This window comes from Nocardia sp. NBC_01503 (assembly GCF_036327755.1).
In the GTDB taxonomy this organism is placed as follows: domain Bacteria; phylum Actinomycetota; class Actinomycetes; order Mycobacteriales; family Mycobacteriaceae; genus Nocardia.
The window spans coordinates 3079584-3091598 of sequence record NZ_CP109596.1; the positions used below are offsets into that span (position 1 = coordinate 3079584).

General features: G+C 66.5%; 9 protein-coding genes. 6 read left to right on the top strand and 3 right to left on the bottom strand.

What is annotated here, in order from left to right; translation table 11 throughout:
• Nucleotides 1–97: 97 nt before the first annotated feature.
• Nucleotides 98–922: an FAD binding domain-containing protein gene (locus OHB26_RS13850; RefSeq protein WP_330184575.1), complete on the top strand. Its 825-nt coding sequence runs from the start codon at nucleotides 98–100 to the stop codon at nucleotides 920–922.
• The gene (locus OHB26_RS13855) at nucleotides 919–3708 is read left to right on the top strand and encodes a molybdopterin-dependent oxidoreductase (RefSeq protein WP_330184576.1); all 2790 of its coding nucleotides are present in this window, start codon (nucleotides 919–921) and stop codon (nucleotides 3706–3708) included. The genes OHB26_RS13850 and OHB26_RS13855 overlap by 4 nt, the downstream gene beginning before the upstream one ends.
• Before the next feature lie 54 nt (nucleotides 3709–3762).
• Here the strand turns inward: OHB26_RS13855 and OHB26_RS13860 are convergent, their stop codons facing one another.
• Nucleotides 3763–4239 carry a DUF1772 domain-containing protein gene (locus OHB26_RS13860; protein WP_330184577.1) on the bottom strand — a complete coding sequence of 159 codons (477 nt, stop codon included), beginning with the start codon at nucleotides 4237–4239 and terminating at the stop codon, nucleotides 3763–3765.
• A 112-nt stretch (nucleotides 4240–4351) separates the two neighbouring features.
• Nucleotides 4352–5497: an alpha/beta hydrolase family protein gene (locus tag OHB26_RS13865; protein WP_330184578.1), complete on the bottom strand. Its 1146-nt coding sequence runs from the start codon at nucleotides 5495–5497 to the stop codon at nucleotides 4352–4354.
• 460 nt (nucleotides 5498–5957) lie between these two features.
• On the opposite strand from OHB26_RS13865, the gene aceA reads away from it, so the two are divergent.
• The 4 genes from aceA to OHB26_RS13885 all read left to right on the top strand — a co-directional run bounded on the left by aceA (nucleotide 5958) and on the right by OHB26_RS13885 (nucleotide 11505).
• Complete coding sequence (aceA, locus tag OHB26_RS13870; protein WP_330184579.1) at nucleotides 5958–7247, top strand: isocitrate lyase; 1290 nt, start codon at nucleotides 5958–5960, stop codon at nucleotides 7245–7247.
• 368 nt (nucleotides 7248–7615) lie between these two features.
• Nucleotides 7616–8500, top strand: a complete 885-nt coding sequence (locus OHB26_RS13875; RefSeq protein WP_330184580.1) for a 3-hydroxybutyryl-CoA dehydrogenase — start codon at nucleotides 7616–7618, stop codon at nucleotides 8498–8500.
• Between the two features lie 261 nt (nucleotides 8501–8761).
• The gene (metE, locus tag OHB26_RS13880) at nucleotides 8762–11080 is read left to right on the top strand and encodes a 5-methyltetrahydropteroyltriglutamate--homocysteine S-methyltransferase (RefSeq protein WP_330184581.1); all 2319 of its coding nucleotides are present in this window, start codon (nucleotides 8762–8764) and stop codon (nucleotides 11078–11080) included.
• A gap of 212 nt (nucleotides 11081–11292) precedes the next feature.
• Nucleotides 11293–11505 (top strand): antitoxin, encoded by a 213-nt coding sequence (locus OHB26_RS13885; RefSeq protein WP_330184582.1) that lies wholly within the window; start codon nucleotides 11293–11295, stop codon nucleotides 11503–11505.
• Between the two features lie 192 nt (nucleotides 11506–11697).
• Here the strand turns inward: OHB26_RS13885 and OHB26_RS13890 are convergent, their stop codons facing one another.
• Nucleotides 11698–11949 carry a hypothetical protein gene (locus tag OHB26_RS13890; RefSeq protein ID WP_330184583.1) on the bottom strand — a complete coding sequence of 84 codons (252 nt, stop codon included), beginning with the start codon at nucleotides 11947–11949 and terminating at the stop codon, nucleotides 11698–11700.
• Nucleotides 11950–12015 lie beyond the last annotated feature (66 nt).

Consider the following 12015-nt stretch of genomic DNA (forward strand, 5'->3'; position numbering starts at 1 on the left):
GGGTGGTCGCAATCTCCGCGCAACTCGTGGCTCGTAGGGTGGAGGGCGGGTCGTGACCGGCTGGCGCGGGGAGCGGCCTCGCAGGTGAGAGCGGGTGATGACGATGGATTTGGATACGGTTCGGGAAGTGGTGCGGGCCCGGGAGCGGGCCGATCTGGGTGGGCTGAGGGCGGGGACGGCGGTATTGGCCGGGGGGACGTGGCTGTACTCCGAACCGCAGCCGGGGGTGGAGCGGCTGATCGATATCACGGGGTTGGGCTGGACGCCGCTCACCATTGACGAGGCGGGGCTGGAAATCGCCGCTACCTGCACACTCCAGGAATTGGCGGCGGGGCGGTACCCGCCGGAGTGGGATGCGACGCGACTGTTCGAACAGGGCTGCGGGGCGCTGGTCGCCTCGCACAAGATCCGTCGGACCGCGACCGTGGGCGGCAATATCTGTCTGGGGTTGCCCGCGGGCGCGGTACTCGCCGCCCTGACGGCATTGGGTGGATTCGGGCTGGTCTGGGGTTCGCGAGCCGATCAGTGGATTCCCCTGTCGCACTTCGTGACCGGAGTGGGGGAGACCCTGCTCATACCCGGTGAGGTACTGCGGGCGATTCGGATTCCGGAGTCGAATCTGCGCTCGCGCACCGCATTCCGCAAGATCGCGCTCACGCCGCTGGGGCGTTCGGGTGCGGTGGTCATGGGCCGACTCGATCCCGACGGCGGGTGCGTGATCACCATCAGCGCCGCGACCGTACGGCCCACGGTGCTGGAATTTCGCGCCATGCCGAGCGCTGGCGAACTATCGGCAAAGATCGCGGAGCTGGAGCGCGACCTCTGGTACGACGATCCGCACGGTGCGCCCGACTGGCGACGGCATGTGACCGGACTGCTCGCCGCCGAGGTCGCCGCCGAACTGGTGGGTGATCGGTCATGAAGTTCCAGGTCGACGGTGAAACCGTCGAAACCCCCACGCGCCCCGGGCAATGCCTGCGCACACTACTGCGCGAGACCGGACACCAAGCGCCCAAGAAGGGCTGTGATGCCGGGGACTGCGGCGCCTGTGCCGTGCTCGTCGACGGCGCCGCCATCCACTCCTGCGTCTACCCCGCCCATCGCGCCGAAGGCCGCGCCATCACCACCGCCGCCGGACTCGCCGATGCGAGGCATCCGACGCCCTTGCAACGCCGATTCGTGGAGCACGCCGCCTTCCAATGCGGTTTCTGCACCGCGGGAATGATCGTCACCACCACCGAACTGGACCGTACCGGCGAACTCGATCCGGCCACCCTGCCCGAAAAACTCAAAGGCAATCTCTGCCGCTGCACCGGCTACCGTGCGATCGCCGACGCTCTCGACCCCCGGCGGCCCGGCGCCTGCTCGAACGGCTCGGCAGGCGCATGCGAGGCGAGCCGCGGCGGAGTGGGCGCCGGAGTCGGCGCGCTCGCGGGCGGCCGAATCGTGCGGGGCGCGGAGCCGTTCACCATGGATGTCGCTATGGCGGAACAGAATTCGCGCAACACCCCACCGGAAGGGGTATTGCGTCTGGAGGTGGTGCGCAGCCCGCACGCGCACGCGCGCGTCATCGCGATCGAAACCTCCGCCGCAGAGGCGATTCCGGGTGTACGCGTGGTGCTCACCCATGCCGACGCACCGGCGACGCTGTATTCGAGTGCGCGCCACCAGATCCGGGAGGACGATCCGGACGACACCTTGATTCTTGACCCCGTGGTGCGCTTCGCGGGTCAGCGCGTCGCGGCGGTCGTGGCCGACACCTTGGCCGCGGCGCGGGCGGGCTGCCGGGCGATCGAAGTCGAATATGAGGTCCTGCCCGCGGTTTTCGATCCGCAGGAGGCGCTGGAACCGGGTGCGCCGCTGCTGCACACCGATAAACCCGCCGACTCCCGAATCGCCGACGCCGATCGCAATGTGGTCGCCGAGGTGCACGGCCGGGTCGGCGATGTCACCGCCGGTCTCAGCGCCGCGGTCGAAGTGGTGCAGGGTGTTTGGGAGACGCAGCGGGTGCAGCATGTGCATCTCGAAACCCACGGCAGTATCGGCTGGCTGGACGCGGACGGCCGCCTCGTACTGCGCACCAGCACCCAGGTGCCATTCCTGGTACGCGATGAGGTGTGCCGCCTGTTCGGCCTGGATCGCGATGTCGTGCGGGTGTTCGCGGCGCGTGTCGGCGGCGGATTCGGCGGTAAACAGGAGATGTTCACCGAAGACCTGGTCGCGCTGGCCGTACTGCGTACCGGACTGCCGGTGCGATACGAACTCACCCGGTCCGACGAATTCCTGACCACCTGCCGGCATCCCATGCGAGTGCAGGTCACCGCGGGCGCGGATGCCGACGGCCGGCTCACCGCACTCGCGGTCGATGTACTCGCCGATGCCGGTGCGTACGGGAATCACAGCGCCGGAGTGCTTTTCCACGGCGTCGGCGAATCCGTCGCCATCTACCGCTGCGCGCACAAACGTGTCGACGGCCGTGCCGTGTACACCAACAACGTCCCGTCCGGAGCCTTCCGCGGCTACGGTCTGGGCCAGGTCATGTTCGGTGTCGAATCCGCCCTCGACGAGCTCGCCCGCCGAATCGGCTTGGACCCCTTCGAATTCCGCCGCCGCAATGTGGTGCGACCCGGCGATGAACTCATCGGCGGCGGCGGACATGCCGAACCCGATCTCACCATCGTCAGCTACGGCCTGGACCAGTGCCTGGACCTCGCCGAACAGGCCCTGCGTCGCGGCAATGGCGTGACCGCGCCCGGCCCGGACTGGCTGATCGGCGAAGGGATGGCCGCCGCCATGATCGCCACGGTCCCGCCCCGCGGCCACAGCTCCACCGCGCGGGCCGCCCTGCTCGCCGACAGCACCGTCGAATTACGAGTGGGCACAGCCGAATTCGGCAACGGAACCACCACGGTGCACGCTCAGATCGCCGCCACCGTGCTCGGTACCGACACCGCGCGGGTGCGGGTCGAACACGCCGATACCGACCTGACCACGCACGACACCGGAGCTTTCGGTTCGACCGGCATCACCGTCGCCGGGCGCGCCACGCACGCCGCCTGTGCACAACTCCGCGAGCAGATGCTGGGCCGGGCCGTCGCTCTCACCGGACTGCCCGCCTCCGCGCATACCGTCGAAGCCGGTGGCGTCCGAATTCCGGGTCGATTGCTCAGCGCCGCCGAACTTGTCGCCGACGGCGCGCTCACCGCCACCGCCACCCACGACGGCACACCACGCTCGGTCGCCTTCAATGTGCACGCCTTCCGGGTCGCGGTACGTCCGGATACCGGTGAGATCCGTATCCTGCAATCGGTGCAGGCCGCCGATGCGGGCACGGTGCTCAACCCGGTCCAATGTCGCGGTCAGGTGGAGGGTGGCGTCGCCCAGGCCATCGGCACCGCCCTGTTCGAGGAGATCCGTACCCGCGCGGGCGAGGTGACCACGAAAACCCTTCGCCACTACCATATTCCGCAATTCTCGGACGTTCCGTACACCGAGGTCCACTTCGCGGAAACCGCCGACCCACTGGGCCCCCTCGGTGCGAAATCCATGAGCGAATCGCCCTACAACCCGGTCGCTCCCGCCCTGGCGAATGCCGTTCGAGACGCCATAGGCGTTCGCCCGCACCGGCTTCCGATGACCGCGGATCGAGTGTGGCGGCTGCTCCAGGACACTCCCGCCCCGGTGGTGAACCTGTCGTCCGGAAAGTAGTCGAACGACCGCGTGAACCCGCCCGGGGTGCGGGGCCGCCGGAATTCCGGCGGGTCAGAACAGTGCGATGGCGGTGCCGAGGGCACCGAGGGCAATGGCCTGGAGGCCGACCCGGTAGGGCAGGATGCTTTCCCAACGATCCTGCAGCGCACGGGCATTCGCGGGAATCACGCCCGACTGGGCGGCCGCGGTCTGCGCGGTGTTGATCGGCTTGGCGACCACGACGTAGAAGCCGAGCCAGGTCACCAGGGCCAGCACCGCGACACCCGCCGCGACGGCCGCGCCGACATGTCCGGCGATGGCGGCGACCACGGTCGTGAGCACCGCGGTGATGACACCGCCCGCGCCGAACGCCGGCATCCGCTTATCGCCGTAGTAGTGGCCCCAACCGGAGGAGATGGTCACCGCCGCATCGTCCAGGTGCTTGTTGACCGAGCGGGTGATGACGGCGACCGAGAGATCGGTGCCGTAGACCGCGCCATTGGCGAGAACGGCGGCGATGGCGAGGATCTGGCCGGTGGTGGTGAGCATTTCAGTGCCTCTTCCGTATGAAATCTAGCAACGCTAGGAACTGGAGCAACCATAACAGTGTCGCTACTAGCTTGTCTAGCGTTGCTAGATTTCTCGTGGAGTGGCAGTCCGATCAGCCGAAAAGGTTGCGTACGAACGGAACCGAATCCGGCAGTGAGGCATTCACCGTGCCGTCGTGATTGGTCGGGTAGGTGTGCAGCGTGACCGGCTGGCCATTGGCCTGCAGCTTGGCCGCGAACGCCAGTGTCGCCGGGGTGATCACATCGGTGTCCAGCAGGCCCTGACCCAGGAAAAGCGGCTTGTCATAACCCGATTCGGGCAGCCCCATCACCCGCGCGAGCATGCCCTGCAGGTCCGGGATCTGCGCCAGCGGTCGCGCGAACAGATCGCCGACCACCACATTGTTCGCGGTCAACTCCTCGCCGAGCGACTCCAGGCAGGAGGAGTTGGCGTGATCGAGCCAGTACCGCCCCGAATCATTGAGATACGACTCGATATTCAGCTCCGGATATGTCGTACGCAGGCCGTTCAGGATGTAGAGCACATATCCGGTGCTGTGCGCGGGCAGCTTGATCGGCGGCACACCCGGCCCCAGGGGCAGCAGAATGTCCTCGATATAGGCCGGTACGCCGGTTCCGACCGCACCCCGGTAATCGAGTCCTGATTCGCCGAATTCGGTCGCGTAGCGCGCGGTGAAGACCGCCGCACCGCCGCCCTGGGACTGGCCGACCACCACCCACTTATGCGAGAGCGAGTCGTAATGGCTGGTCGCGGCCTTGACCGCATCGACGACATTATGTGCCTCGACCGTTCCATTGAGGTACGGATGATCGCCCGGCGTACCCAATCCCGCGTAATCGGCGGCCACGATCGCGTACCCCTGTTTCAGCCACGTCCCCAGGTACGCCCAATCCCGTTCCCGCGCGGCCGGTCCGGCGATGGAGTACGCGCAGTCGTCGCCGAGTCCGATGGTGCCGTGCGCCCACGCGATCACCGGCCAGCCGCCGGCGGGCGCGTCGCCGGGCGGGAAGTAAACGGCGGCACTGGTGGTTGTGGGTCGGTCGTTCGCGGTGGTGCTGCCGTAGTGGATGCGCTCCGCGCGCGCCGATCCGGGCAGCGTCGCGGCCGATGCGAGCGGTTCGACCGAACTCACCGCGCCGATCCCGGTGGCAGGCTCTGCCATCGCGCTCGGCACGCTGACCAGCGCGGCGAGCGAGGCGGCCGCCAGGGCCGTCGTGCACAGCATTCGTTTCCGCATCCGTGTCTCCTTAGGTCCTCTGACGTCGCACCTGCGCTGGACGCGTGACCAGATTAGGGCCTTTCCGGTACCCCGGGTGGCCTGCCCCACATCCATCAAGATCACAATCCATTGTGAAGGTGCTCACAGCTCGCCGGACATCGGCGCGTCGCGTGCCGGTGGCCGTCGTCACCCAAACAGTACGGGCGTTATGCAAAACTGCACGTCAGAGCTACTCGCAAGTAGATCTCCCGGCTGCAATTAACAAGCAAATTTCGCAGCCTTAGCAAAAGGGTGGCGAAAGCTAGCCGGGATTCACACTTGCAACAGGTAGACGGACATTTTTTCCTGTGCCATCGTGTGGAAGTACACCTCGCGGGCATAGCAAGCCTGCAAATTGCCGCTCCAGCAGTGTCCGAATCATCGCGAGAGGGTTCGACCGGCGGGGCAACCGAGACCGAACGAAGAAGTGGAGTCAGAGATGTCGACTGTCGGCACCCCGAAGACCGCTGCGGAGATCCAGAACGACTGGGACACCAACCCCCGTTGGAAGGGCATCACCCGTAGCTACACCGCCGAGCAGGTTGTGAAGCTGCAGGGCACCGTTGTCGAGGAGCACACCCTCGCCCGCCGTGGTGCCGAGATCCTGTGGGATCTGGTCAACAACGAGGACTACATCAACTCCCTGGGCGCCCTCACCGGCAACCAGGCCGTGCAGCAGGTGCGCGCGGGCCTCAAGGCCATCTACCTGTCCGGTTGGCAGGTCGCCGGTGACGCGAACCTGTCCGGCCACACCTACCCGGACCAGTCGCTGTACCCGGCGAACTCGGTTCCGTCCGTGGTGCGTCGCATCAACAACGCGCTGCTGCGCGCCGACGAGATCGCCAAGGTCGAGGGTGACACCTCGGTCGCCAACTGGCTGGCCCCGATCGTCGCCGACGCCGAGGCCGGTTTCGGTGGCGCGCTGAACGCCTACGAGCTGCAGAAGGCCATGATCGCCGCCGGTGCCGCCGGCGTGCACTGGGAGGACCAGCTGGCCTCCGAGAAGAAGTGCGGCCACCTCGGTGGCAAGGTGCTGATCCCCACCCAGCAGCACATCCGCACCCTAACCTCGGCTCGCCTCGCGGCCGACGTCGCCGGTGTCCCGTCGGTCATCATCGCGCGCACCGACGCCGAGGCCGCCACCCTGATCACCTCCGATGTGGACGAGCGCGACCGCGAGTTCCTCGATGGCACCCGTACCGCCGAAGGCTTCTTCGGCGTGAAGAACGGCATCGAGCCCTGCATCGCGCGTGCCAAGGCCTACGCCCCGTACTCCGACCTCATCTGGATGGAGACCGGCGTGCCGGACCTCGAGGTCGCCCGCAAGTTCGCCGAGTCGGTGCGCAGCGAGTTCCCGGACCAGCTGCTGGCCTACAACTGCTCGCCTTCGTTCAACTGGAAGGCGCACCTGGACGACGCGACCATCGCGAAGTTCCAGCGTGAGCTCGGCGCCATGGGCTTCAAGTTCCAGTTCATCACCCTGGCCGGCTTCCACTCGCTGAACTACGGCATGTTCGACCTGGCCTACGGCTACGCCCGCGAGGGCATGACCGCCTTCGTCGACCTGCAGGAGCGCGAGTTCAAGGCCGCTTCCGAGCGTGGCTTCACCGCCGTCAAGCACCAGCGTGAGGTCGGCGCCGGCTACTTCGACACCATCGCCACCACCGTGGACCCGAACACCTCCACCGCGGCCCTGAAGGGTTCGACCGAAGAGGGCCAGTTCCACTGAGAAGCACCCGCGACCCGTTATCGCATTGAGTGACAACGGGTTTCGAGTACTCACCCCGGGGCGACAGTCGCATCACACCGCCCGCCGCCCCGGGTACTCGAACCCGTCGAGGGGGACGCGAGTCTCCCTCGACGGTGTTCACCCTCCCTTCCCGTCGACAGCCCCGGCGGGGAGGGGTTTTTCCTATAGCTTTGATTTCGAGACTTACCCGAAGGGATTCGGTAGGCGACAACCGATTTCGTGAGGGTCGGGGTAACTCCCGGGGTACGACCAAAATTGGTTCGGAACCTGACGTAGGCACGGGTGCCGGACTGGCAACGGCACTTAGCCGCCCGCAAAAGTTGCGGGGAGGCGGAACGGAGCGGGACGTGAGCAGCGAAAAGATTCAGCGCGTTGGAATTATCGGCGCCGGACAGATGGGCGCGGGTATCGCCGAGGTTTGCGCCCGGGCACACGTCGATGTGCTCGTGTTCGAGCAGACCCGTGAGCTCGCCGCTGCCGGTCGCGCCCGCATCCTGCGGTCGCTGGACCGCGCGGTGTCCAGTGGCAAGATCTCCGAGCGGGAGCGCGAGCAGACCGCCTGGCGGTTGCGTTTCACCTCCGATCTCGCCGACTTCGCCGATCGTCAGCTGGTCGTCGAGGCCGTACTGGAGAACGAAGATGTGAAGACCGCCATCTTCTCCGAGCTCGACAAGGTCGTCACCGACCCGAACGCGGTACTGGCCTCCAACACCTCCTCCATCCCGATCATGAAGATCGCCGTGGCCACCAACAATCCCGAGCGGGTTGTCGGCATGCACTTCTTCAACCCGGTGCCGGTGCTGCCGCTGGTCGAGCTGGTCACCACGCTCAAGACCAGTGACTCGGTCTCCAAGCGCGCCGAGCAGTTCGCCTCGGACGTGCTGGGCAAGCAGGTCGTGCGCTCCGCCGACCGCTCCGGCTTCGTGGTCAACGCGCTGCTGGTGCCGTACCTGCTCTCGGCCATCCGCATGGTCGAATCCGGTTTCGCCACCAAGGAAGACGTCGACAAGGCCATGGTGCTGGGCTGCGCCCACCCGATGGGCCCGCTCGCGCTGACCGACCTGGTCGGACTCGACACCGTGAAGTCCATCGCCGACTCCATGTACGCCGAGTTCAAGGAGCCGCTGTACTCCGCCCCGCCGCTGCTGATGCGCATGGTCGAGGCCGGACTGCTGGGCAAGAAGGCGGGCACCGGCTTCTACCAGTACAATTCCGCCTCCCCGCGTACTTAGCGCACGGCCTGGGAGCCGCCACCCGTCCCGCACGCGTGGCGGCGGTCAGGTGCCACCCCGATTTTGGGCGTCCCCGGCGAGTTACCCCGACCTTACGAGATCAGTAGTTGCGTTCTCGAACAAAAGGACCGGCACGCTCGAGACGCCCAGCGTTCTTTACCCAGGTGCGCGTCGCCGGGCATGTGGCGGCGTCCACCTTCGACGGGCATAAGCTGCAAATAGGTCGAGTCGGACCGGCAGCTCGGAAGGAGTGTCCCGCACATGGTCAATGTCAGCGATGGCTTCGGATCCAGCATTTTGGGGTATCCGAGAGTCGGCCCGCACCGGGAGCTCAAGCGTGCTCTCGAGTCGTATTGGCACGGAACGCTTTCCCGGGAAGCGCTGCTCGAGGTCGGGCGGGAGATCCAGGAGACGCAGTACCTGGAGCTCGCCGCCACGGGCCTGACCCAGGTGCCCGGCAACACCTTCTCCTTCTATGACCACATCCTCGACAACGCACTGCTTTTCGGTGCGGTGCCGAAGCGGTTCGAACCGCATCGCGAGGGTTTGCACCCGCTCGACTTCTACTTCCTGATGGCACGCGGGCGGCCGGATCTGCCGCCGCTGGAGCTGGTGCGGCTCTTCAATACCCCGTATCACTACCGCCAGCCGGAGTTGGATGCCGATACCGAATTCTCGCTGCACCCCGAGGCGCTGCTCGACGAATTCGATCGCGCCAAGGCCGCGGGCATCGAACTGCGCCCGGTGGTGCTCGGCCCGCTGTCGCTGCTGCTGCTCTCCAAGACCGGACACGTTCCCGGGGAGACCGAATTCGACAAGCTGGTGCTGCTGGACAAGCTGCTCCCGCTGTACGAGGAACTGTTCGAGATCCTCGCCAAGCGCGGTGCGACCTGCGTGCAGTTGGATGAGCCCTGCTTCACCAGTGATCGTTCGCCGTCCACCATCGAACTCTTCGAGCAGACCTACCACCGCCTGTCGAAGGCGTCGCTGCGCCCGCGACTGCTCGTCACCGGCCAGTACGGCGATTTCGGCGAGGCCCTGGAAGCGTTGGCGCGCACCAAGGTCGAGGCCATCGGACTCGATCTGGCCAACCACCGGATCCGCCCGGAAGATCTGGCGAAGATCCCGGGTATCGGCCGCAAGCGGCTGTACGCGGGCGTCATCAGCGGCACCAATGTGTGGCGTGCCGACCGCGTGGTGGCCCTCGAGTATCTGAACGAACTCGCCAAGGTCTGCCCCGACATGGTGGTCTCCACCGGTGCGACCCTGCTGCACGTGCCCTACGACCTGCTCGTGGAGTACGAGCTGGAGGAGCATGTCGCGGACCGCCTCGCCTTCGCGAAACAGAAGGTGCTGGAGGTGGTTTCGCTCGCCAAGGCGCTCACCGAGGGTCCTTCGGAGAAGTGGCGCAAGCGCCCGACCTCGGTGCACTTCAAGCAGAAGCACGCTGTGCGACAGCGGGTTTACAACGTCACCCCGGAGATGCGCGAGCGCGAGCCGTATGAGGTGCGGCGCGTCGCGCAGCAGGCCAAGCTGAATCTGCCGCTGGTGCCCGCCACCACGCTCGGCTCCTTCCCACAGACCAATGCCGGCCGGCAGGCCCGCTACGACCTGGGCCAGGGGCGGCTCTCCTACGACGACTACCGCAAGCGCATCGAAGCCGAGATCGAAGGCACCATCCGACTACAGGAGGACATCGGCCTCGATGTCCTCGTGCACGGCGAGCATGAGCGCAACGACATGATCCAGTACTTCGCGGAGCTGCTCGACGGCTTCGCCACCACCCACTACGGCTGGGTGCAGGTGTACGGATCCCGTTGCGTGCGACCGCCGGTGCTGTTCGGCGATGTGTCCCGCCCCGCCGCCATGTCGGTGGAGTGGACCACCTACGCGCAGTCGCTCACCGATAAGCCGGTCAAGGGTATGGTCACCGGCCCGGTCACCATGATCGCGCGCTCCTTCGTGCGCCAGGACCAGCCGCTGTTCGAGACCGCCGACCAAGTGGCGCTTGCCATTCGGGACGAAGTGGTGGATCTGGAGCGGGCGGGCATCGCCATCATCCAGGTGGACGAGCCGTCCATTCGCGAACTGCTCCCGCTGCGGGTCAAGGGTCGCGCCGAATACCTGCGCTGGGCGGTCGGCGCGTTCAAGCTGGCCACCTCCGGCGTGCTGCCCGAGACCCAGATCCATACGCATATCGGCTATTCCAGCCGCGGTGACGTGGTGCAGGCCATCGAGGAGCTCGACGCCGATGTGACCGCGATCGTCGCCACCCGCTCCATCGAATGGGTGCTCAAGTCCCTGGAAGAGGACAACGCCGAAGGGCGCGGCCTCACCCACGGCGTCGGACCGGGTGTGTACGAATCGCGGTCGGCGCGCATCCCGGATATCGACGAACTCGACGAGGCGCTCACCGCCGCGGCGAAAGCCGTGACGCCGCAGCGCCTCTGGGCCAATCCGGATGGCGGACTCAAGACCCGGCATCACTGGCAGCTGGATCCGTCCCTGCGCAATATGGTCGCGGCCGCCCGCCGCGTCCGCCGCCGGGCCTTGGCCGCGGAGGCCGAAGCGGCCGGGTAGCGCTCGTTCACGAACCTGTCACGAAGACGGAATCAGCCTGCGGGCACAGTTCTTTCGAGACAGGAGAAGCCGATGGATCCGACGGGTAAGGGTGATCAGCCGGAGCCGGACGAGGGTTTGAAGCAGTTCAGTGCTAGTCGCGCACCCCACACCCGTCGCTCACCGGTCCGACCGGTCCCGGCCGATAGCCTATGGGCCGAGGTTGATTCGAGATGAGGAGTTCGACGGTGGGTCTGTTCGACAATCTGAAGGACGCGGCGGGCAAGGCCGCCGAACTGGCGAGCGAGCACGCGGACAAGCTGGATCCGCTGGTCGACAAGGTCGGCGATCTGGTGGACGACCGCACCGAGGGCAAGTACGCCGGACACGTCGACAAGGTGCAGGACGCCGCCAAGAAGGCCCTGCACGAGCAGGCGGGGAAGTAGAAAGATGGTGTCGGGGCGGTAGCGCGATGCTCATTCATTGAGATCCGGTGGCCACGCTGCTCCGGGTTCGCCACTGCCGCAACATCACCCCGTCATTTCGGCGTGCTCTTGGCAGGAAGCTGCCGAAATATGCTGTGCCGCTGTAGGTGTGGATCCCGGCCGAAAGCGCGCCGGGATGACGAGGTGGCATCATTACCAGCCGCGATGGCCGTTGTCATGGTTGTTGTGCTCACGCTCGTAGCGGTCGCGGTAGTGGCCCCAGCAGTAGTTCCAGTCGAAGCCGCGACTGTCCCGATCGCAGTACCAGTGGTAGTCGTCGCGGTCGTAATTGGCCGCGGCGGTACCGGTATCGGCGGGCAGGGCCGCGGCGACGCCCGCGCCGAACGGGAGAATGAACAGGGTGGCCGCCAGGGCGGTGGTGATGCGTTTCGCGGTGGTGGTCATATGATCGGCTCCTCTTGCCTGGTCCCGGGAGGTGTTTCCCGATGCATGCAATAGTGCTGATCCGCG

Excerpts from the sequence above, each read along its gene's own strand:
- OHB26_RS13850 (WP_330184575.1), top strand. The coding sequence starts at position 98 with ATGACGATGGATTTGGATACGGTTCGGGAAGTGGTGCGGGCCCGGGAG.
- aceA (WP_330184579.1), top strand. The coding sequence starts at position 5,958 with ATGTCGACTGTCGGCACCCCGAAGACCGCTGCGGAGATCCAGAACGAC.
- metE (WP_330184581.1), top strand. The coding sequence starts at position 8,762 with ATGGTCAATGTCAGCGATGGCTTCGGATCCAGCATTTTGGGGTATCCG.
- OHB26_RS13855 (WP_330184576.1), top strand. The coding sequence starts at position 919 with ATGAAGTTCCAGGTCGACGGTGAAACCGTCGAAACCCCCACGCGCCCC.
- OHB26_RS13865 (WP_330184578.1), bottom strand. The coding sequence starts at position 5,497 with ATGCGGAAACGAATGCTGTGCACGACGGCCCTGGCGGCCGCCTCGCTC.
- OHB26_RS13885 (WP_330184582.1), top strand. The coding sequence starts at position 11,293 with ATGAGGAGTTCGACGGTGGGTCTGTTCGACAATCTGAAGGACGCGGCG.
- OHB26_RS13890 (WP_330184583.1), bottom strand. The coding sequence starts at position 11,949 with ATGACCACCACCGCGAAACGCATCACCACCGCCCTGGCGGCCACCCTG.
- OHB26_RS13860 (WP_330184577.1), bottom strand. The coding sequence starts at position 4,239 with ATGCTCACCACCACCGGCCAGATCCTCGCCATCGCCGCCGTTCTCGCC.